This is a genomic window from Ktedonobacter sp. SOSP1-52 (assembly GCF_016587395.1).
The window spans coordinates 222910-244245 of record NZ_BNJH01000006.1; the positions used below are offsets into that span (position 1 = coordinate 222910).

General features: G+C 54.5%; 15 protein-coding genes and 1 pseudogene. 5 read left to right on the forward strand and 11 right to left on the reverse strand.

Annotation, left to right across the window (positions count from 1 at the left end; translation table 11 throughout):
• Positions 1 to 84: 84 nt before the first annotated feature.
• The 6 genes from JMJ16_RS46140 to JMJ16_RS46165 form a co-directional block, all read right to left on the reverse strand.
• Positions 85 to 1815, reverse strand: coding sequence for an ABC transporter substrate-binding protein (locus JMJ16_RS46140; protein WP_201392610.1), 1731 nt, complete (start codon positions 1813 to 1815; stop codon positions 85 to 87).
• 331 nt (positions 1816 to 2146) lie between these two features.
• Positions 2147 to 4102: a CBM35 domain-containing protein gene (locus JMJ16_RS46145; protein WP_201392611.1), complete on the reverse strand. Its 1956-nt coding sequence runs from the start codon at positions 4100 to 4102 to the stop codon at positions 2147 to 2149.
• A gap of 299 nt (positions 4103 to 4401) precedes the next feature.
• On the reverse strand, positions 4402 to 6171 hold the full coding sequence (cydC, locus tag JMJ16_RS46150; protein WP_201392612.1) for a thiol reductant ABC exporter subunit CydC: 1770 nt from the start codon (positions 6169 to 6171) through the stop codon (positions 4402 to 4404).
• Positions 6168 to 7919, reverse strand: a complete 1752-nt coding sequence (cydD, locus tag JMJ16_RS46155) for a thiol reductant ABC exporter subunit CydD (RefSeq protein ID WP_201392613.1) — start codon at positions 7917 to 7919, stop codon at positions 6168 to 6170. The genes cydC and cydD overlap by 4 nt, the downstream gene beginning before the upstream one ends.
• Positions 7920 to 8137: 218 nt before the next feature.
• On the reverse strand, positions 8138 to 9154 hold the full coding sequence (gene cydB, locus JMJ16_RS46160; protein ID WP_201392614.1) for a cytochrome d ubiquinol oxidase subunit II: 1017 nt from the start codon (positions 9152 to 9154) through the stop codon (positions 8138 to 8140).
• A gap of 11 nt (positions 9155 to 9165) precedes the next feature.
• On the reverse strand, positions 9166 to 10563 hold the full coding sequence (locus JMJ16_RS46165) for a cytochrome ubiquinol oxidase subunit I (RefSeq protein ID WP_201392615.1): 1398 nt from the start codon (positions 10561 to 10563) through the stop codon (positions 9166 to 9168).
• Positions 10564 to 11118: 555 nt separating this feature from the next.
• Here JMJ16_RS46165 and JMJ16_RS46170 point away from each other — a divergent pair.
• Positions 11119 to 11283 (forward strand): hypothetical protein, encoded by a 165-nt coding sequence (locus JMJ16_RS46170; RefSeq protein WP_201375275.1) that lies wholly within the window; start codon positions 11119 to 11121, stop codon positions 11281 to 11283.
• A gap of 479 nt (positions 11284 to 11762) precedes the next feature.
• Here JMJ16_RS46170 and JMJ16_RS46175 read toward each other — a convergent pair whose 3' ends face one another.
• The gene (locus JMJ16_RS46175) at positions 11763 to 13295 is read right to left on the reverse strand and encodes a zinc ribbon domain-containing protein (RefSeq protein WP_201392617.1); all 1533 of its coding nucleotides are present in this window, start codon (positions 13293 to 13295) and stop codon (positions 11763 to 11765) included.
• Between the two features lie 192 nt (positions 13296 to 13487).
• Here JMJ16_RS46175 and JMJ16_RS46180 point away from each other — a divergent pair, with 192 nt between their 5' ends.
• Together JMJ16_RS46180 and JMJ16_RS46185 are read left to right on the forward strand one after the other, a co-directional pair.
• Positions 13488 to 14297, forward strand: a complete 810-nt coding sequence (locus tag JMJ16_RS46180; protein ID WP_201392618.1) for an SRPBCC family protein — start codon at positions 13488 to 13490, stop codon at positions 14295 to 14297.
• Positions 14294 to 15475, forward strand: coding sequence for a zinc-dependent alcohol dehydrogenase (locus JMJ16_RS46185; protein WP_201392620.1), 1182 nt, complete (start codon positions 14294 to 14296; stop codon positions 15473 to 15475). The genes JMJ16_RS46180 and JMJ16_RS46185 overlap by 4 nt, the downstream gene beginning before the upstream one ends.
• Positions 15476 to 15550: 75 nt before the next feature.
• On the opposite strand, the gene JMJ16_RS46190 is transcribed toward JMJ16_RS46185, so the two are convergent.
• Both JMJ16_RS46190 and JMJ16_RS55240 read right to left on the reverse strand, forming a co-directional pair.
• Complete coding sequence (locus tag JMJ16_RS46190; protein ID WP_201392622.1) at positions 15551 to 15955, reverse strand: PPOX class F420-dependent oxidoreductase; 405 nt, start codon at positions 15953 to 15955, stop codon at positions 15551 to 15553.
• A gap of 250 nt (positions 15956 to 16205) precedes the next feature.
• A complete protein-coding gene (locus JMJ16_RS55240; protein WP_255553322.1) occupies positions 16206 to 16457 on the reverse strand; it encodes a helix-turn-helix domain-containing protein in 252 nt (83 codons plus the stop codon).
• Between the two features lie 314 nt (positions 16458 to 16771).
• Here JMJ16_RS55240 and JMJ16_RS46200 point away from each other — a divergent pair, with 314 nt between their 5' ends.
• Positions 16772 to 17659 (forward strand): RNA polymerase sigma-70 factor, encoded by an 888-nt coding sequence (locus JMJ16_RS46200; RefSeq protein WP_201392625.1) that lies wholly within the window; start codon positions 16772 to 16774, stop codon positions 17657 to 17659.
• Positions 17660 to 17721: 62 nt separating this feature from the next.
• On the opposite strand, the gene JMJ16_RS46205 is transcribed toward JMJ16_RS46200, so the two are convergent.
• On the reverse strand, positions 17722 to 18177 hold the full coding sequence (locus JMJ16_RS46205) for a PleD family two-component system response regulator (RefSeq protein ID WP_201392627.1): 456 nt from the start codon (positions 18175 to 18177) through the stop codon (positions 17722 to 17724).
• The gene (locus JMJ16_RS46210; RefSeq protein WP_201392629.1) at positions 18164 to 19726 is read right to left on the reverse strand and encodes a PAS domain S-box protein; all 1563 of its coding nucleotides are present in this window, start codon (positions 19724 to 19726) and stop codon (positions 18164 to 18166) included. The genes JMJ16_RS46205 and JMJ16_RS46210 overlap by 14 nt, the downstream gene beginning before the upstream one ends.
• 326 nt (positions 19727 to 20052) lie before the next feature.
• Between JMJ16_RS46210 and JMJ16_RS55245 the strand changes: the two are divergent.
• Positions 20053 to 21293 (forward strand): annotated as a pseudogene (locus JMJ16_RS55245) (glutamine synthetase family protein).
• Positions 21294 to 21336: the final 43 nt, after the last annotated feature.

The window sequence follows — 21336 nt, forward strand, 5'->3', positions numbered from 1 at the left end:
TTATACACCAAAGCAAAAGAAGGGAGAGGCTGTTGCCAGCTTCTCCCTTCCGAGTGAGTAGTGAGCGAATAGTTTTGTCTGCTCCTACACGTTGGTGCAGGGTTTGTCGTTGGAGATGTAGATGTTGCTCCAGCTATCGGGCGCGGGCATGAAGGGCGCGTTGATGTCATAGCCCTTGACGCAGGGTTTGAGCGCCTTGCCAGTCTCCATCTGGTAGAGCGGAATCCAGCCCGCGTCATTGACCACCTGTTGCTCAGCCTGGTTGTAGAGCTTGAGGCGTGTCGTGATATCCATCTCACCATCCGCCTGGCGCATCAGATCGAGAGCCTTCTTCTGATCGACTATATCTTTGGCGTGATTGTTGCCATAGTTATAGTTGTCGAAGGAGGACTCGGGCGCGAAGAGCGTGGTGAGCCAGTTCTGTGGATCTGGATAATCGGCCTTCCAGTAGGAACTCCACATCTGCAAGCCATTGGGATTATTGGTCGTCGAGTCAAGCTCTGAGGAGAGTTTGTTGACATCGACGGTATCAATCTTCACCTGGACGCCGAGCACTTCCTGCCACATCTGCTGGACGGCGACGGCCTGGTTGGTGTCGTCCTGTGAGGTCGCATAGATGCTCAGGGTGATGGGTGGCAGGCTGGAGAGCGTCAAGTTCTCTTCCTTGAGACCCTCAGCAAAGAGCTGTTTGGCTTTGGCCTGATCGCCCTTTGTGCTGGTGACGCCAGCCGGACCCGTCAGGTCTGGATTATGACCTGGCATACCAGAAGGAACGATGTTGTTCGTTGGGATGGCGCTGCCGCGCAGCACTTTGTTCGCGATCTGGTCTTTGTTGATGGCTAGATCGAAGGCCTGGCGAATCTTGATGTTGTTAAAGGGCTTGGCTAAGTAGTTCATGGCGTAATACTGCACACCCAGGATCGGTACCAGGTGGAACTGGTTGTTCGGCAGGTTGCGCGCCGAGGCGAGCTTGGCGGTCGGGATCTTGGCGTAACTGACCTGGTTGGTCTCATAGACCTTGTAGATCGTCTCCGAGTCCTTATAGTAGGCCATGATGACCTTCTTCAACGCTGGCTTGGGGCCATAGTAGTAAGGGTTGGGCGTAAAGGTCATCTGGCGGCCCTGATCGTACTTGCTCATGATGAAGGGACCGGCTCCGGCGCCCTCACCCAGGTGATCGACGAAGCTCTTGCCATACTTGTCGACGAGCTTCTTGTTCACAGGATATGAGGTAACATAGGTCATCGTCTGCAAGAAGTAGGCGGCCTTCTGCTTGGTGATGATCTTGACTGTATCTGGCGTGGGAGCCAGCAGGCTATCATCGACCAGGGTCTTGACCGCGCCCGTCTGGAGCTTGTCGGCGTCCTTGATCAGGCCCAGATAGACCATGGCATAGGGCGACTTGAGCGCTGGCTCAAGCGCGCGATTAATGCTATACACGATATCCTGCGAGGTCAGGGGAGAGCCATCGCTGAACTTGAGATTAGGACGCAGCTTAAAGGTCCAGGTCAATCCATCAGCCGAAACACTGTGCGACTGAGCAAGCTGATCAATGAGCTGCTGCTTTTCGTTTAACTGGACGAGACCTGTATATATCAGCGTAGGTCCAATAGGTCCACCAGCAAAGGCGGGGTCCATATCGCTAAGATCGGGCGTCCCAGCCACAGGATAGACAAATACCTGTTTATCGTCGGGGGCTTTCGACGAGCCTGTCGTCGAACCCGGATTGCTACCACAGGCCGCGAGCAGGACTGCCAGAGTCGCCATCACGACGAGCATCACAGAAGTGGCAAATCGTTTGCCTTGCTTATACACGCTTTTCCTCCACAAATTAAGTTGCTTATCTTCTATAAGTATTGACACCAGTCTATTTATTCCCGAAACCGGTATCTATTTTTAGATAGTTGATAGATTAAGTCATCTATACCAATCTGGTGGCAGTATCTCATGAAGTGGAGAAGCTGTCAAGCGGAGATATAGGGAGCGATAGATTTTATATAGAATGGCACGATGCTGCTCAAGCATACGTCTACATATAATGATACGGGGGAAGGTTGCGCTGTTCAAGGATGCGTTTACATATCATGAGACGGGGAAGATCGCCCATGATATGTAAATGCGTGCTTGAGTAGCGTCGGTATTGTATCTAGATGGTAACTCGGTCGAAGTCGGGCGCCCAGGTGGAGGAGTTGGAGAACTTGATGGTGTTATTGCCTGCGTTCAGGTTGATGGTGACGGTATAGGTACCGACGTTCCCCCAATCGCCGGTGCCTGAGAAGTTCAGGGTGGTGCCTGAGCCGCCGTTGATACTTATAGTAGCGCTACGCCCCGAATCGCCATCAGTATAATAGATGGTCAGTTTGTAGCTGCCCGAGCTGCCAACGTTAATATTGTTGAATTGCAGGGTGCCACTGTTATTGCCGACGTAACCAACCTTCTGCCCGCCAGAGCAGTTGGCGCAACTGGAGGCGGCGGCCTGTCCAGTGAGGGTATTGCCTGATGCCTCAGCCTCAAAGGAGCTGGCCGGACCGGGTCCAACGACGATCCGGTCGAAGTCGGGCGCCCAGGCGGAGGAGTTGGAGAACTTGATGGTGTTGTTGCCTGCATTTAAGCTCACAGCAAGGGTGTAGGTGCCAACAGTGTTGAAACTTCCTGTGCCAGTGAAGCTCAGGGCATCGGCAGCCCCGCCATTGACGCTTAGCGAGGCGCCTCGTGAGGCATCACCATTGGTGTAATAGATGGTCAGTTTGTAGCTGCCTGTGCTACCAACGTTGACGTTGTTGAATTGGAGAGTGCCGCTGTTATTGCCAACATAGCCAACCTTCTGACCACCGGAGCAACTGCTGCAACTGGAAGCGGCAGCCTGCCCGGTGAGGCTGTTGGCCGAGGACTCGGCCTCATATGAGGTACTGCTGACGGGGCTTCCCACAATCTTGAGCATGATCACACCATGCGAGGGGACATTCGCGGTATAGCTGCCGCTGAATGAGCCTTTATCTATGTGCGACCAGAGATCGCGCACCGTGGCGCTGGCGTTGGAGAGGCCGATATCGCTCCAGTTGACGGTAATGTTGGTGGCGGACCCGCTACGATTGAAGAGGGCCACGGCACGGGCACCGTTGGCCTGGAGAGTCTTCGACCAGACTTGCAGTCCCGAACCATTGTCGCTGACCTTGGTACCCTGGTTGCCAGCCGGGTCCTGGTCTACAGCAACCACTTCGCTGTTCGTCAGGATGTTCTTTGTACTTGTTGACATACTCGAAAGGTCGTTGCCAGCAATGAGGGGAGCGGCCTGGATGGCCCACATACTAAAGTGTGAGGTATCCTCGGTCGTTGTCATGCCTCCATTGCCAACTTCGAGCATGTCGGGGTCATTCCAGGCGCCAGGAGACGCCGAGGATGCATGTTGCGAAGAGGAGTCGAGGTTACTGAGCATGCTACTCCAACTGTCGCTGATGTCGCCTGTGGTACGCCAGAGATTACCAGTGGCTGGTCCCCAGCTCCAGGGTGAGTTGGTACCCCAGTCACAGATGCTGAAGACGATGGCACGGCCCGTGTTGGCGAGTGCGTCGCGCATCTTGACGTACTGGGTTTGTGGATCGAGACCCGAAGTATTGCACCAATCTTCTTTCACATAGTCAATACCCCAGGAGGCATAAGTGTTAGCATCCTGTTGTTCATGGTTATAGCTTCCTGGCCTTCCCTGGCAGGTCGCGGTGCCAGCATCGGTGTAGATTCCAAGCTTTAAACCATCGTTATGCACATAATCAGCCAGAGCCTTGATGCCGCTGGGAAATTTTGTGGCATCGGCAACAATGTTGCCATTGCTATCGCGGCTCGTCTGCCAGCAATCATCAATATTGATATACTGATAGCCCGCAGCCTTCAAGCCGCTGCTTACCATAGCATCGGCCTGTTGTTTGATCAGGGATTCGCTGATATTGCAGCCAAACTTGTTCCAGCTATTCCAGCCCATAGGTGGGGTCAGAGCGACACCATTGTTAAGAGCATGAGCGGGATGAGAAAACATGGGGAGCAGTAAAAAGGTGGCTGAGAGAATGAGGGAGCAGACCAGGCCTCTAAGCAGGCGTCTCTTGTGCATTACTACCTCCTTGTGTGCAGCACAGGCGATGAGACGACATTCATAGCAGTATGAGGGGCACATGGCTAGAGAGAAAGCACGGGGAATGGCTAGCTAGCGAAAAGTTGGCACCTCCTTTCCTGACATTGGCACATCTGTAGCAAAGGAGCAAGTATAAGAAGTATACTCAAGTATATCGAAGATTGTCAATGTCTATCATTGTGTAGGGTGCGCCCTTCGTATCTGTTGCGCTCATAAAAAGGGAAAGCGACGCTATGCGCATACGCGTATGCGCATAGCGTCGCTTTCCCTTTTTATTTTTATACAAGCACTTTGTGTTGCAGGTTCCACATTTGCCAGTAGAGGCCTTCGTTCTGCATGAGTTGGCGCTCGCTGCCGCGTTCGGCGATCTCGCCATCGCGCAGAACCAGGATCTCATTGGCCATGTCGAGGTCAACGAGGCGGTGGGTGATAAGAATGGTGGTGCGTCCCTGGATAAGGGTGCGCAGGGTGCGCAGGATCTCGCGCTCGGTCAGGCTATCCAGGTTGGCGGTTGGCTCATCGAGAATGAGGATGGGCGCGTCCTTGAGCAGGGCGCGGGCGATGGCGATGCGCTGGCGCTCGCCTCCGCTCAGGAACAGGCCCTGTTCCCCGACCTGGGTATCGTAGCCCTGGGGTAGAGACTCGATAAAGTCGTGAATCTGGGCCTGTTTGGCCGCCGTGATGATGGTCTCGCGCTCGGCATCGTGATTGGCGATGCGCAGGTTTTCGTAGATGCTGGTATTGAAGAGGTGGGTATCCTGGGCCACGACACTCATCAGGCGATGGATGTCCTCCTGGCGATACCCTTGTAGTTCTTGTCCGCCCAATAGAATCTGGCCCTGGCGATGCTCCCAGAAGCGCAGGAGCAGACGCGCGATGGTCGACTTGCCCGCGCCGCTGGCGCCCACGATAGCCACACAAGAGTTCTTGGGTACGCGGAAGCTGAGGTCCCGCAAGACGGGTGGCTGCTCAGGTGTATAGCGGAAGGTCAGATCGCGAAACTCGATGTCATAGCGCTGGGGCAGGGGTGTGGCCTCTTTGGGGTCCTCCACCTCGCTACGGGCGTCGACGATCTCAAAGAGACGGCGCGCGGCCTGCGTAGTGCTGCCCAGTTGCTGGAAGGCGGCAGGAAGAGGCTGCGCGGCCTCAAAGCTGGAGAGGACCGTCAGGACCAGCATCGCGAGTAGGACGCCAGGGAGGCGACCCGAGGTCACCAGCGGAATCGCCAGGAGGAGCGTCAGCCAGGTCGCGAGATTAGTAAAGAGGTTAGTCAGAGCGCTCTGGATGCCCGTAATATTGGCCATCTGGCGTTGCAGGCCTTGCAGGGTTGTGCTCAAAGCGCTCAGACGGTTGGCCTGGTGTTCCTCTTGACCAAAGGCGACGATATCGGGCATGCCCTGGATATTATTGACCACCTCGGTTTTAAGTTGTGCGTTGAGTGTGACCAGGCGCTCGCCAATCGTGCGGCTCAGGACGTGCGTAAGCAGGGGGACGCCGACCGTTGCTAGCAGGAAGGTGACGATAAAGACGAGTCCGATCAGGAGATCAAAGGCGCCCAGGAAGAGCCAGACACTTATAGCAACTACCAGGGCCACCATAGGAGGCGAGATCACGCGAATGTAGACATTCTGAAGGGCGTCTACGTCAGAGATAATGCGGCTCAGCAAGTCGCCGCTGCTCAAGCCCGTGCCATCTGCGCGTGCGAAGCTGAGCAGGCGTGCCGGTGCCAGGGGTTCGATGGCGTTATAGAGCCAGACGCGAATCCGTGAGAGCAGGCGGAAGACCACTTCGTGCGAGACCAGGCGATCGAGATAGCGGAATACGCCGCGCCCAATGCCAAAGGCGCGCACGCCCACAATGGCGATACTTAGGGCTGAAACGGCGGGATGCTGTGCCGCTGCGGAGATTAGATAGGCCGAGGTCGCCAGTAATGCGACACCACAACCGATAGTCAGAAAGCCTAGCAGGACCGCCAGGGCCATCAAGCCTCTGAGGGGTTTCGCCAGTTTGAGCAGGCGCAGGAAGGTTGTCGTCGTGCTCTCGTTCATGCCTTTACCTCCTTCTCATCGCGCCTGTAGGCGGCCAGTAACTCTCTGTAGAGGCCATTCTGCTCTACAAGCTCATGATGCGTGCCCTCTTCCACGAGGCGACCTTCATTCAGGACGAGAATGCGGTCTGCCTGGCGCACGGTATTCAGGCGGTGCGCGATGATAAAGAGGATGTGATCCTGAGTTAGCGTGCTTAGTTCATCGAGGATGCGCTCCTCATGCTGGCTATCCAGGTTAGCGGTGGCCTCGTCGAGCAGCAGAATAGGTGCCTGCTTGAGGAAGGCGCGTGCCAGGCTCAGGCGCTGTATCTGGCCTCCGCTCAGGCGCGCGCCGCGCTCACCAATGGGCGTCTCATAGCCCTGGGGCAGACCCTGAATAAAGTCATGGATTCCGGCCTGCTGAGCTGCCTGGACCCCCTCTTCCATGCTGGCATTCTGACGCCCAAAGCGGATGTTCTCGGCGATGCTGGCGTCGAAGAGGTAGGGGCGCTGGGGAATCCAGGCCACCTGCTGTCGCCATTGCTGAACTGAGAAGCGCTCCAGCGGTGTCTCGTTGACAAGAATCTGACCACTCTCTGGCTCCATAAAGCGCAAGAAGAGCGAGGCCAGGGTGCTCTTACCAGCGCCGCTGGGTCCCACGATGGCGATCTTCTGGCCGCGCCTGGCTGTGAAGGAGACGTCAGCGAGCGCGCGCCGTGGCTCCTCGCCCTCCTGGCGATAGGAGAAGCTGACGCCCTCGAAGCGCAGGGTTTCGGGTGTGGGTAGTGGCTCTTTCGTGGCTGGCTTCTGTTCTGGCAGAGGAGTATCAAGGATATCGAAGATGCGCTCAGCCGCCGCCGTGCTATTCATGCTGGCGTGGAAGCGTGTGCCAATCGTGCGCAAGGGCTGGAAGTATTCGGGGGCCAGCAACAGGACCAGGAAGGCCTTATCAAAGGGCATCAGACCGTACAGGAGGCGCAGACCGATCTCGACCGCCACCAGGGCTACGCTAATCGTCGCGCCCAGCTCCATCACAAAGGCCGAGAGGAAGGCGATACGCAATACCTTCATTGTCATCACGCGGTAGCGCTCGCTGATACGCTCGACGATCTCGCTCTGGGCGCGACTGCGATCAAAAAGTTTTAGCGTAGTCAGGCCCTGCAAGACATCCAGGAAATGCGCGCTCATCTGGTTCATGAGGCGCCACTGCTTCTTCGTCATGGCGTCTGCGGCCTTGCCAATCAAAATCATAAAGATGGGTAGGACGGGGAGCGTGACCAGGAGAACAATGCCCGAAAGAAAGTCGCAGGCAAAGACCGTGATCAGAATGATGACTGGCACCAGCATGGTAATGATCATCTGGGGCAGTAGCTGGCTAAAGAAGGCGTCCAGGGCCTCGATGCCCTCAGTCAGTGTATTGGCCATCTCGCCGCTGCGCTCGCCCGAGGTGTAGGCGGGCCCAAGCGCGAAGAGGCGCTTCATCACTCGCTCGCGGATAGAAGTCTTAGCCTTGCTGGCTGTATATCCTGCGATGAATTCGCCGAACCAGGGCAGAAGCGCGCGCCCAAGCATCACTGCGGCCAGGATGAGTAGGAGGCTGGTTACCTGCGCGAGGGTCTGCTTATCGAGAAAGATATGTTGAATGACCTGCGTAATGCCATAGGATTGCGCCACGATGAGCAGCCCCGTCAGGAGGGCGATACCAATCGTACAGGCCAGATAGAGCTGTACCTGCGGTGTATAGCGAAAGAGGCGTCTATATATTTTCATAATCCCTACCCCGGGTTTGTAGTATCAAATCTGAAAAAAGGCCTACTTATATTATGATATACAGCAAAGGGGCGAATGGGTTACAGCAACAGGAAAAAATAAGGGAAGGGACTCGCCGGTCCCTTCCCATGTCACAGCAGTGTGTAAGGAAGAAATGCGCTTCAGTGTGAGGCATGCGACATTGCATGCGATCCTTATAGATGCTCAAACGTGATTGATTAGTGATGGCTCAGAGTATGAACGCTGACGCGTTTGCGGAAGACCCAGTAGTTCCAGGCCTGGTAGGCCAGAACGAAAGGCACACAGGTAAGCGCGATCCAGCTCATCACCGTGAGCGTATAGGGACTCGACGACGCATTGGTGATGGTCAGGTTCCAGGCCGGGTTCAGGCTGGAGATTAGTACATTTGGGAAGATGGCCATCGCGACTGTCAGCGTGGTCAACAGGACTGTGACCGAGGTCAGAATAAAGGCCATTCCACTACGGCGCAGCAGGACCATGACTGGGATCAACAAGAGAGCCAGGGCACCTACGATAGGCGTGAGCACACGCAGATCGCTGCCGAAGCTATGAATCACAGGCGAGGCCATGTACAGACCACCAATAAAGATCGCGGCCAGGATCACCGTGGGGAGCCAGAGTAGGAGAGCCGCCTTGAAGGAGCGCTCCATCAGCTTGTGCTCAGTCTTCAGGCTCAGGAAGACCGCTCCATGCAGGGCGAACATCAGCGTAAAGGCCAGGCCCGCGATGATGGCTTTGGGATTGAAGAGCTGCCATGGCGTACCCACATAGTGCATGTGTGCGTCGATAGGCGTACCCAGCAGCATGTTGGCGACTATGATGCCCCATAGGAAGCCGGGAAGCGCGCTGCCCACGAAGGCCAGCCAGTCCCAAGTCCGCCGCCAGCGTGGCGAGTTGTGCTTGCCCCGGAATTCAAAGGCTGCGCCACGTACGATCAGGGACAGCAGCAGCAGGATAAAGACCAGGTAGAAGCCGCTGAAGAGCGTCGCGTACCAGTTGGGGAAGGCCGCCAGCATCGCGCCACCCGCGGTAATCAGCCAGACCTCATTCGCGTCCCAGAAGGGACCAACCGAACTAAGAATCGTGCTCCGCTCGACATTGTTCCTGCCCAGGAAGGGCAGGAGCATGCCGACACCGAAGTCAAAGCCCTCAAGCAGGAAGAATCCTGCGAAGAGCACCATAATCAGCACAAACCAGGTAATTTGTAAGCTCATAACAGTTCCCCTTAGTACGCGCCCTGGAGCACGTTCTCTTCTTCGGAAGCCGCCTTCTCTGCCTCAAGCGTAGGCACATCCTGCTTCGCTGTGCGTACGAGCAGCCAGCCATCGACCACGGCCAGGGCCGCGTAGACCGCGATAAACGCGCTTAGCGAGAAGAGGATCATCCCGGCGCTCACATTAGGCGAGACGCCCGCATCTGTCTTGAGGACGCCGAAGACTAGCCAGGGTTGACGGCCGATCTCTGTCAAAATCCAGCCCATTGTATTGGCAACAAAAGGGACTGCAATCGCGGCGACCATCAGCATCATCAGCTTGGGATATTGGGTGAAGCGCCGCTTGTTCAGCAGGAACAGTCCCAGGCCCGCGATGGCGACCATGGCCATACCAGCACCAACCATCACGCGGAAGCTCCAGTAGGTGATGAAGACAGGCGGGATATAGTTGCCGGGACCATACTGCTTCACGTATTCGGCCTGGAGCTGGTTGAGGCCCTGGACCTTGCCATCAAATGAGTTGTAGCTCATAAAGCTGAGCCCAGCAGGGATATCGATCGAGAAGAGATCCTTGTGCTCCTGTGTATTCGCAACCTTAAAGAGCGAGAGTGGAGCGGGATTTTCGGTATTCCACAGGGCCTCAGCGGCGGCCATCTTCATAGGAGTATGCACCGTGCTGTACTGACCCTGGATGTGACCAAAGAGGGAGACCGCGATACCACCGATCAAGGCCATCGTCAGGCCGATACGCGCTGAACGGGTAAAGAACTCGGTGTCGTGCTCATCACGCTTCTTCAGCAAACGGTAGGCACTGATACCAGCGACGAAGAAGGCGCCAGTGACCAGGCCACCCGCGACCACGTGTGGGAACTGTACCCAGAGGCGGCCATTAGTGATCAGTGCGAAGAAGTTCGTCATCTCAGCCCGGCCATTACGAATGACGAAACCAGTAGGCTGCTGCATAAAGGCATTCGCTGAGAGAATCCAGAAGGCCGAGAGGTGAGATGCCAGGGCGACCAGGTAGATGGCGGCCAGGTGTATCTTCTTCGGCAGGCGATCCCAGCCAAAGACCCAGATGCCCAGGAAGGTTGACTCCATAAAGAAGGCCAGCAAGGCCTCAACCGCCAGGGGCGCGCCAAAGACATCACCTACGAAGCGTGAGTATTCAGACCAGTTCATACCAAACTGGAACTCCTGCACCAGGCCAGTCACAACGCCCATAGCGAAGTTGATCAGGAACATCTTACCCCAGAACTTCGTCATGTTCCGGTAGACTTCTTTGCCCGTACGGACATAGAGGGTTTCCATGATCACGAGTAGAATCGAGAGTCCCAACGTCAGTGGGACGAAGAGGAAGTGATAAATGATTGTACTAGCAAATTGTAGCCTTGCTAGAAGTAGCGCATCCATTATTTTTTTTGCTCCTTACACTTTATCGCAATTAAAGAATAGCATTGGTGCAGGGGGAAGAACCTCGTGTGAACGCAGGATATTAGCCGCTTCAAATACCGTATTTCTGTATCCAGTTTTTCCCTGATAGACCAGGTTCTTTCTCCTGTCTGGATCAGGTGTAACCTTAGTGAAAACCGCAAAAGGAGCAGGAGGTAGGGTGGAATCCTACACACCCACGTTTAAGTAAGCTTGAATATACTGGGACTCTGGCTATACACGTTATCCCGACATCAGATTCATGACCGAAACACCCTAAGGTGTAATGCATACACTTACTCATATCGACCTGGGGAATTGCGCGCACTTACTCATATCGGCCCTGGGATAAAGAAGGATAGCCAGGCGGTACCGCAGTCCTGAGGAGCTTATGGAAGCTGATCGATGCTGCTAAAGCACGCGTCGTGCCTCCACGGCTAAGAAGAAGGTCCTGCTAGCCTTCAGTAAAGCAGAGTGCTGGCGGATTACGAGTAGTAGATGGAGGCAAACCAGACACAGAGAGGATCAAGCAAGACAATGTATAGCAGTAGCACCGAAGAATTTGAGATCCAGTTTCACCCCGAACGCGGCATAGTTGAGATCTACAATACCGAAACGCAGAGCCACCTCGAACTCACCATCGAAGGTGCCGTAAAAATGCTCCAGACCATGCTCAAACGCCACGAAGAGAACACCAAATAACAGAGTAAGCAGAGAGACCAGGTTGAGTGCTGTACAGCACTCAACCTGGTCTCTCTGCTTACTCTGTTATTCTCTCTATAAATTAACTGCTCCGCAGCATGGATGAAAGAAGGGACCAGAGCCTCTTCGCTCATCGATGCCGCGGAGCAGTTTCTTTTGCTACATTGCCGTATCCTCCTTTGCCGGTGGATTGGATTGTATGTATCAAGGCGAGTGGCTAGGTCTGGATAAACATTCTCGCCGAAATGTCCTTGCCCCTGGATAATAAATACTATACCGCCTCTTTGTGAAGAGACTATGATAGAAGTTTCAGAAAACTGTGATGAAAATGTAAACAGGACTAAGAGATGGAACAAACAACCAGGGGCATTCGTGACAGGAATGTACTAAATCCTGCTTGTGACACTCCGCGTCGGCTAAAGCCGAGCAGCTTCTGACACTGTGCCGTAGTCGGATTCGTGAGATATGTGGCGTAGCCACTACTCAAAGTGAATCCGTAGTTGGGACGCAATATCTGGGAGAGGCGCGCCCATCCGGCGCCTTCCTCTCTGGGCGGTGCCATGCCCGTTGGCATGATCTCCACGCCTTGCCGCAGGGAGAGATGGTCCCAACTGGCGTTTGGCATCCTGGGAGATCCCAACACCTGAGCCTTTCGGCTCCCTCTTCGCACGTCGCGTCAGAGCATGAGGCTTTTCCTTCAAAGGTGCTTGCGTACGCTCGATCAAGCGCTGTCCGACTCTCAGGCTGGCATTTCTGTCGGCATGATCGCGCATCTGGCACTGTGGGCAGAAGCAGAGGGCGGCGCCGGGAGTATAGCCCTCCTGGGGTTGTCCCTGGTTGTAGCGCACGACCAGGCCATGACAGCGATGGCATTCCCGGCTTGTATTGCGCGGATTCACACGGGCCGTGATGATACCGTCTCCATTCCACGCCTTGTACTTTGCGTAGCGGAAAATGCGGCCCTTCATCCAGTAGGCCCGTTTCGTATTGCCCAGACGCGAATACTTGCCCTGCTCTGGTCGCAGGTTGCCTAGATGCTCGAAGACGAGAATACTCGCCTCGTGCTTGGTGGCGAACTGGACAATGCGGCTGCTCACCAGATGCGCGATCTGTTCGTCCACGTGCCTGATTTTGGCCCAGAGGTCGGCATTGTCCTGTTCGTTCTCGGCAATGATGCCAGTCTGAGATCGGTTGCGCGCAATACGTCCAAGTAGTTTCTTCCTACAGCCCGATACCGCTGTGCCATTCCCAATGAAGGAAGTAGCCAGGATGGTGCCGTCAACGGTCTGGACGCTGCACACGGCTACGTGATAATCAAGATTGAGATCCACCGCGCAGAGACGTGTATCGGCGGCGGTGAGTTGCTCTCTGACTTTTGCGGGCGCCTCGAATGTCTTTTCGATAGGGGTATGCAACCACCAGCGATCTCCCTTGCGGACGAGTTGCGGACTGCCCATCAGATCACCATCAGGGAGATCGCGACCGAGCGTGTGTATTTTGAGCCAGGACCAGCATGAGCCGGTCCAGACTTTGAGCATGATAGAACGGGTACAACGCTCGCGCCAAAGGCTTGCGTAGAAGGGAGCTGACTTATTCCATGATCGGGGCGGGACTGGTGGCCGCACCCTGAACGGCCTCCTCTTGCCCTTCTTCGTTTGTTTGGCTTCGTGTTTCTCCTTATGTGATCGCCATGTTTTGAGAGAGGAGAAGAAGGAGCGAGCCGAGCCGAGCGCGGCATTGATAGCAGCGCGTCGGAACATAGCAGGGATATCTGGCGCGAGATCGGTGAGTGGCATGATCGGATGGGGGTTGGACTCCGTTGTATGCGTGAGTTTCTCCAGGGCCGTGAGGGCCTCCTTATTATTGAGGGCAAGAAGACCTTCGTGTGCCTGGATGACTTCAAAATAAAAGGCCACGACGCGATTGAAGAGGCCCTGGTTTGCCGCGAAGTAGGCAGCATACTGCGGTGGATAGTGTAACGCCTGCCTGATGGTTTTCGTGGCTTTTGCCATGTGGTACCTCCTCTCGCAAAAACACATGGGTATCTCTCTTCGAGAATACCAGACTGATGTAAAATTGTCAAACATACGTTCTATATAGTATTCTATTGCACAAGGCTAAAGCCTAATAACACGCCTCACCACGGTCGAAAGAACCGTGGTGAGGCGGGCTAAAGCCCTATCCAGTCATGGAGGAAACGGCTTATGTCTTCAGAGCAGTCGAGCAATCGGGCCATAGTCAATATACGCGATATACGCGATATATTACAAAGAGCTACGGATAAGCCCACGAATATGTCTCAGGGGGAGCGCCTCGGGTGCCTGGTGGGTGGAGGTCTGCTGACCCTCTTTGGCCTGACAAAAGGTAGCCTTGCCAGCCTCTTGCTGGGTGGAGGTCTGCTCTATCGAGGAGCAACAGGCCATAGCGTGCTTTATGACAGGCTGCACGTCAACCGGGCGGAGCATCCCTTCCCCTCAAGTAATGTCAGTAAGCTGCCAGGTGGAGCGGGTTTTCGTGTGCATAGAGCCATGACCATTCAAGCCAGCCCCGAGCAACTGTACGATACCTGGCGCGATGTAGAGCGTGCGTCTGCCTATATGCCTATGGTGCAGGAAGTGCGTAAAACTGGCGAGAAGAGTTCGCACTGGTTGGCCAGGGGACCGCAGGGGCAGCGCCTGGAGTGGGACATAGAGATTGTCAGGGAGGAGCCAGGAAGGCTGATCGAGTGGCGGGTACTCAATAATCCCATGCTTGAGGATAATGGGCGTGTACGCTTTACCGCTGCCCCCGGAGGGCGCGGCACCATTGCGATCCTGGAGATGGATTTCGCGCATCATCGCAAGCTCCAAACTGTCCTTGAGATGCCGCTGCTGGGTCGGGCCACTGATATCATGCTTGAGACGCAGGTAGCCGAGATCCTGCACCGCTTTAAATCTCTGGTGGAGACGGGCGAGGTCCCCACTATAAAGGGGCAACCAACAGGGAAACAGGCAGAGGAAGGAGTACGGGTATGAAGGCCCTATGCTGGTTTGGAGCACATGATGTGCGGGTAGAGAATGTATCCGATCCCGAAATTCTTAACCCGCGTGATGCCATTGTCAAGATTACGACCTCGGCCATTTGTGGCTCAGACCTGCACCTTTATGATGGGTATATTCCGACCATGAAGAAGGGGGATATTCTGGGGCATGAGTTCATGGGCGAGGTTGTTGAGGTCGGTAAAGATGTGAGCAACCTCAAGAAGGGCGACCGCGTCGTCGTTCCCTTTACCATCGCCTGCGGCAACTGCATGTTCTGCAAGCGCGACATGTGGTCACTCTGCGACAACTCTAATCCCAATGCCTGGCTGGCTGAGAGCCTCTATGGCTACTCTGGCTCGGGCCTCTATGGCTACTCGCATCTTTATGGCGGGTATGCCGGAGGCCAGGCTCAGTATGTGCGTGTTCCCTACGCCGATATTGGTCCCCTCAAGGTTCCCGAAGGCATGAGCGATGAACAGGTGCTCTTCCTCTCGGACATCTTCCCCACGGGCTATATGGCGGCCGAGAACTGTGGCATCCAGCCTGGAGACACAGTCGCGGTCTGGGGCTGTGGTCCTGTAGGGCAGTTCGCCATCAAGAGTGCCTATATGTTGGGTGCGGAGCGCGTCATTGCCATTGACCGCATCTCCGAGCGTTTGCGCATGGCCCAGGAGCACGGGCGTGCCGAGATCATCAACTACGAGAAAGAGGGCGATGTGGTGGAGATGCTCAAGCAGATGACGGGCGGAGTTGGACCAGATGCCTGCATCGACGCTGTGGGACTGGAGGCGCATGGAACCAGTGTTGGTGCCATCACCGATACCATCAAGCAAAAAACGCGCCTGAGCACGGATCGTCCCCATGTCTTGCGCCAGGCGATTCAGGCCTGCCGTAAAGGAGGCACTGTCTCGCTACCAGGCATCTACGGCGGCTTTGTGGATAAGATGCCCATGGGTGCCGCCTTCGCCAAGGCCCTGACCTTTAAGATGGGTCAAACTCATGTGCATCGCTATCTGCGCCCGCTACTGAAGCGTATTCAGGAGGCTGAGATCGATCCCCGTTTTGTCATCACGCATAAAGTCTCTCTGGAGCAGGTACCCCACGCCTATGAAATGTTCAAGCACAAGCAGGACTCCTGTATCAAAGTAGTGGTCAAGCCCTGGGAGGCGTAATCACTTACATCATGCGGGCCAACGCTGCGAAAGTACGCGTCGGCCCGACTTGTATGAAGCGTGCGAAAATGGTCTTCATTCCCAGGTAATTTTCTTGATGACTGACTTCCCATCTTGAAAGGCTGGCCCTTCAATGCCGATACTCCAGGAGACCTTCGGCGTAATCACAATATATGTGCCAGGTCCCCGAAAACCCTCCTCAAGTCGCAGAATCGCAGCCTCACCATGAAGCTTGATTGAGCGTGGCTCAAGGGGTTCGAGCGAGGGTAGTTCATCAATAAGCAGCGACACCTTGCTATGTCCGGCGGCAATATTTTTATATTTGCGTGTACGTTCCAGGAAATAACCGCCAATATAGAAGTGCCCGTTCTCAAAGGCGAAGCCGACCGCATCCGCATCGGGCTGACCATTGACGGCCACCGTTGCCAGTCTGGCCAGGGGTTGTGTGCGCAAAAACGCGAGCTCTTGTTCTGAAAACATTTCTTTCCTCTTTCTCTGAATGCTCCTAATACGAATCTTTCTTCATCAAGGCTTTTAACGATTGATCACAAAAGGTATGTTCTACCTTTTAAGCGAGAAGGCGAAGATGAGGCTTGCAATGAGGGCGAGAGCCATCATAATTCCCGAGCCAAGCCAATCCAGCTTCAGAACCTCAGGAGTATCGCGCCCAATGCAACCAGGCCTGGAATGGGTACATAAGCCCGCAGCACGGGGTCAGTGATAACTTTCCTCAGAGAGCCTGAGATCTCGCCCTCGGGTGCAGCATCGCCTCCACTGGATCGTGGCCTTGTGCTCGGGCCAGCTTTAAGTCGGCCTCCAACAGGCGGAAACCCTCATGCACGAACTCTAATAAGAGCACATCTTTGTTTGCAAAATGGGCATAAATGGAGGGATGACTATACTCAATGCGATCCGCGATCTTGCGTATCGTCACATTGCGCCACCCCTCCGCTAGAGCAATTTCGCGCGCCGCATCTAGAATGCTTTGCTTGAGATCCTGCTGCTCTTTCGCCCGTCTTTCTTACCTTCCCATATGCTTTGACTTTACCTTAGTTAAATCAAATTACCTTTGGTAAATATAAATATACCAGCAATCAAAGGCTATGTCAAGCCATTCTCACCCGAATCCACCTCGCGCCTGCGGCGCTCGCCAGAGTAGGGGGTGTGGTGCGTGCTGGCAGCCACAGGCTGCCAGCACGCACCACACCCCCTACTCTGGCGTATATAAAATTGGAGTAGAAAGTTGTCCCAAATGAGATGGCTCAACCCTCTTTATTTATGGCAACACTTGCTCTCATGAGTCGACGAAAGGCAGAAAACAGCGTGGAGTCCTTTGAAACTTACCGGATATACCTCTTTTCTATTGCTTACCGCATGCTTGGTAGTGCGATGGATGCTGAGGATATGGTGCAGGAAACGTACCTGCGCTATCAGTCTACACCCATAGAAACCATTCACTCGCTCAAAGCGTATCTCACCACGATCGTCACGCGCTTATGCATGGATCAACTTCAACTAGCGCGCAGGAAGCGAGAACTATATGTAGGTCCCTGGTTACCGGAGCCAATTCTGACAACCGAGATGGATGAAACGGACGACCCGGAAAAGCGTGTCGATATGCAGGAGTCGATCTCGTTGGCGTTCCTGGTCTTGCTGGAGCAGCTTCAACCGTTCGAGCGCGCGGTCTTCCTGCTACGCGAAATCTTTGGTTATGAATTTCCCGAGATCGCCACGATGCTTGACAAGAGCGAGGCAGCCTGTCGCCGCTCCTTCAGCCGAGCCAGGCTACATCTACGTACGCATCGGCCGCGCTTCCCGGCCTCTCCCCAACTCCACCGGCAATTACTCAACGGTTTTCAGCAAGCCGTAAGTGCTGGCGAGATGACACCACTCATGAATATGTTGGCCGAAGATGTCACCTTCTGGGCAGATGGCGGCGGCAAGGTCAGGGGTGCAGCGACTCACGAGCTTGTTGGACGTGTCCCGGTAGCCCGTTTCTTGCTGGGGACAAGGCGCTTCTGGCCCGAGGGCTATAGCCCTGAAGTAGAAGAGGTCAATGGTCAGGTGGCCTTGATTGTCCGTGTAGGCGAAAAAGCCTTCTCCGTCATGACTATTGAAGTGGAGCAAGAACGTATTCGGGCAATTCGAATTGTTGCCAACCCGGAGAAACTTGCCCGGGTGTAACTATAAGGAAGTAGGGTAAGGCTGGTGGCGTACACAACCAGCCTTACCCTACTTCCTCATATTTACGTATACGTAATCGTAAGCCAAAATAGTAGATAGGGTATTATTACTTCAGGCATATCGTGATGTCTTGATAAGATAAGCTTAACAATAACGCTTGACTTTGGCGAGCATCTCGTCCATGTCAAAGGCTTGGCCAGGAAATCATCGGCGCCGGCAGCCAGCGCCTGGGAACGGGCCTGAGGATGGGCCGAGATCATCATCAAAGGGATATGATTGGTGGACTGGTTCTCTTTGAGATGGCGCGCGAGATGACGACCATCCTGTCCTGAGAGCAGCATGTCGAGAATGATGAAGTCTGGTTGCGCCTGAAGACAGATTTGAGCTAAGTTCGCGTTTTCTGGAAGCTGATTGATGTTCGAGACGAGATATCCAGCATCCTCTAGCAGTAACTGGATCACCTCAACAATATCTGGGTCGTCATCGATGACGAGCACCCTGGATTTAGTGGTTGTCATGACTGGTCTCCTTGGCAATGGTTGTATGGGGTTGAAGTGGGAGTGAGAAACTAAACGTAGAGCCCTGTCCCTTCTGGCTCTCCACCCAGATATGGCCCTGGTGGCGCTGGATGATCTCGTGTGCGAGGTAGAGTCCTATGCCCAGGCCAGGAAATGTTTGTTCGAGAGGCTCATCCACGCGATAAAAACGCTCGAAGATCTGGGAAAAGTGCTCCGAGTCGATGCCGATGCCATAATCTTGAATATGAATTAAGGCTGCTTGATCGCTATAACAGATCTCAATACATACCTGTTTTCTGCCTGGAGAGTACTTGATAGCGTTGCTTACCAGGTGATGGATTACCTGCCTAATGCGCTCACGGTCACCTGTAATGGTGAGTTTTTCGATGCCTTTGAGCTGGAGCTTATGCGTTGCAGTGGTGGCCTGCTGGCTCTCTAACTCCTCCCTTACAGCCTCAACAAGATCAAACACCTGAGGACGCAGGTTGAGCATACCCAGATCCAGTTGAGAGATACTCAGTATCTCATTGATGAGGTCTGTCAGTTTATCAAGCTGATAGTTCATCTTGGCGAGAAAATGGAGTGATTGTTTCTCATCAGAGCGCTGAAAGTGTTTTTGCAGCAACTGGGTATAGCCTTTGATGCTGGTAACTGGTGTTTTCAACTCATGGCTGACCATACTGATAAAGTTGTCTTTGAGTTGCTCCAGGCGCTTCCTTTCACTAATATCGATGAAGACAACGACGCCAGCGATAATCTCGTTCTGTGTATTCAAGATGGGCGCAGAACTTACACTCATGATACCACGTGTGCCATCGCCGCGTAGAAAAGTGATCTCTTCCTCCCGTACAGACTCGCCCTGGCGGATTGAGCGTGCAAGCGGCCATTCATGCCCGGCATAGGGTGTGCCATCAGAATGAAAGCCTTTATAGTGGTTGTATTTGTCAACCTCGTTAGATTCAGGAAAAGAGTGACGCCAGATCTGCCTTACCTGGTCGTTGCTAAGCAAGAGCTTGCCCGAGGGAGACTCGGCGATCATAACACCCGCGGGCATTTGTTGAAGGACTGTAAGCAAGTGTGTATGCGCCAGGTCTGACTCCTCAACGAGACGTTGCTGCTTGATTTCAGCTTCTTTGAGCGTGGTAATATCACGCAGGCTACAAATAAGCGCGGCTATCTGGGGATCAGCCAGTTTATTGACAGCGTGTAGTTCGAGCCAGCGCCAGGAGCCACCTTTGTGACGATACCTTTGTGTCGTAAAGAGTTCTTGCCTGGTGTGAGCCTGTAAGCTTGCCATGTTCTCAGAGGCCTCGGATTGATCGAGGGGGTGAACCCATGAGAGCATGGCTTGTCCAGATACCTCTTCAGACAGGTAGCCTAGCACATGTGTCAGTGCGGGACTGGCATACACAATAGTACCTTGATCATCAAGTAGAAGCGAAACCTCATGACTATGCTCGATAAGCGCACGCAAACGTGCCTCTCGTTGGGTAGGAGAGGAATTGCGTTCGGGGAAAGAGTCTTGAGGCTTACCTTGTATTGGCATCATGAGTACCTTTATATAGAAGAACAGAAATTCTCTGGTACCCATAATACGGTTTACAAAGATAAAAAGAGACACCTTGCTACTGTTGGGTGGTGTGATGGTAGCAGGGTGCGCCTACCAGGACGAGCGCCGCAGGCGTGAGAGGTCTAGTACATGATGAATATATGTTATAGTAGAATAAATCAAAGTTTGGGAGAGAAGCCTATGGATAAGCATCAAATCATACTCAAGGCGAAGAATGACAAAATTCGCCTGGTGCGTTTCCTCTACTGCGATAATGGGGGATTATTCGCGGCAAGGCCACACATGTGGATAAGCTGGAGAGCCGTATGCGTGAGGGCATTGGGCAGACGTTGGCCATGCAGGCCTTTACGGGAGTAGAACAACTGGCGGCTGTCGAGGGTATGGGGCCGGTTGGTGAGTTCCGCCTGTTGCCAGATCCGGAGACCTTTGTCACGCTGCCCTACGCACCACACGCGGCCTCCATGATGTGTGATATGGTCCGTACGGATGGCGTTCCCTGGGAAGCCTGCCCACGCACCTTCTTGAAGCGCATAAGTACCCGCCTGGCCGCGCATGGCATGCGTGCCGAGGCCGCTATTGAGCACGAATTTTACCTGGCACGCAAAGACGAGCAGACGGGGCAGTTTCTTCCCGCCGACAGCAGCCTCTGTTATAGCAGCATCGGTCTCGATGAACAGGCACATGTGATCGATGCCATTCTCGCCGCCTTAGAGGCGCAGGGAATCTCCATCGAGCTATTTCATACGGAACTGGGACCCGCGCAACAAGAGCTCTCAATCCAGCACGCCGACGTGCTCAGAGCCGCCGATAACGTCTGCCTGATTCGCGAGACGGTCAGGAGCGTGGCGCGCGACTATGGTCTGTACGCGACCTTTGCCCCAAGCCATTTCTCGATCAAGCGGGCAGCGGCGCACATATCCACATGAGTCTCTGGGGGACCGAGCGTGGCGAGCAAGCTGGGAAAAACCTCTTCTTTGAAGAGGGCCAGCGTGGTGGTTTTAGCCAGCTTGGCAAATACTTTGTGGGCGGCGTCTTAAAGCATATTCGCGGCCTGGTCGCGCTCACCTGTGGTAGCCCCAACTCCTACAGGCGCTTATTGCCGCATTATTGGAGTTCGGCCTATAGTGTCTATGGCTATGATAATCGTGAAGGCGCGATTCGCATCCCCTCGCTCTTCAGCGGGCGCGAGGCCAATTCTGCCAATATCGAGTTGAAGTGTGCCGACCATAGTGGCAACCCCTACCTGGCATTGGGCACGTTGCTAGCAGCAGGTCTCGACGGTATCGAGAAGCGTATCGAGCCAGGGGAGCCACAAGAGATTGATCCCGGCAACTATAGCGATGAAGAGCGCGCCCGCCTGGGCATCCAGCGCCTGCCAACCACCCTCAGCGAGGCTCTGGACGAATTGGAGCACGACACCGTACTCACCGAAGCCCTGGGTCCGCTGCTGGCTACCTCCTACATTGCCGTCAAGCGCAACGAAATCGAATTCTTTAAAGAGAAGACTCCCGAGGAGGAGACCGCACAACACTTCTACAAATATTAAACAATGGTGTGTGACAGATACCGGGCTGCCCACAGGCAGCCCG

What these genes read in the sequence shown, in the direction of transcription:
- cydC (WP_201392612.1), bottom strand. Translation starts at nt 6,171, where the DNA reads ATGAACGAGAGCACGACGACAACCTTCCTGCGCCTGCTCAAACTGGCG.
- JMJ16_RS46165 (WP_201392615.1), bottom strand. Translation starts at nt 10,563, where the DNA reads ATGGATGCGCTACTTCTAGCAAGGCTACAATTTGCTAGTACAATCATT.
- JMJ16_RS46185 (WP_201392620.1), top strand. Translation starts at nt 14,294, where the DNA reads ATGAAGGCCCTATGCTGGTTTGGAGCACATGATGTGCGGGTAGAGAAT.
- JMJ16_RS46175 (WP_201392617.1), bottom strand. Translation starts at nt 13,295, where the DNA reads ATGGCAAAAGCCACGAAAACCATCAGGCAGGCGTTACACTATCCACCG.
- cydD (WP_201392613.1), bottom strand. Translation starts at nt 7,919, where the DNA reads ATGAAAATATATAGACGCCTCTTTCGCTATACACCGCAGGTACAGCTC.
- JMJ16_RS46205 (WP_201392627.1), bottom strand. Translation starts at nt 18,177, where the DNA reads ATGACAACCACTAAATCCAGGGTGCTCGTCATCGATGACGACCCAGAT.
- JMJ16_RS46190 (WP_201392622.1), bottom strand. Translation starts at nt 15,955, where the DNA reads ATGTTTTCAGAACAAGAGCTCGCGTTTTTGCGCACACAACCCCTGGCC.
- JMJ16_RS46200 (WP_201392625.1), top strand. Translation starts at nt 16,772, where the DNA reads ATGAGTCGACGAAAGGCAGAAAACAGCGTGGAGTCCTTTGAAACTTAC.
- JMJ16_RS46180 (WP_201392618.1), top strand. Translation starts at nt 13,488, where the DNA reads ATGTCTTCAGAGCAGTCGAGCAATCGGGCCATAGTCAATATACGCGAT.
- cydB (WP_201392614.1), bottom strand. Translation starts at nt 9,154, where the DNA reads ATGAGCTTACAAATTACCTGGTTTGTGCTGATTATGGTGCTCTTCGCA.
- JMJ16_RS46210 (WP_201392629.1), bottom strand. Translation starts at nt 19,726, where the DNA reads ATGATGCCAATACAAGGTAAGCCTCAAGACTCTTTCCCCGAACGCAAT.
- JMJ16_RS46145 (WP_201392611.1), bottom strand. Translation starts at nt 4,102, where the DNA reads ATGCACAAGAGACGCCTGCTTAGAGGCCTGGTCTGCTCCCTCATTCTC.
- JMJ16_RS46170 (WP_201375275.1), top strand. Translation starts at nt 11,119, where the DNA reads ATGTATAGCAGTAGCACCGAAGAATTTGAGATCCAGTTTCACCCCGAA.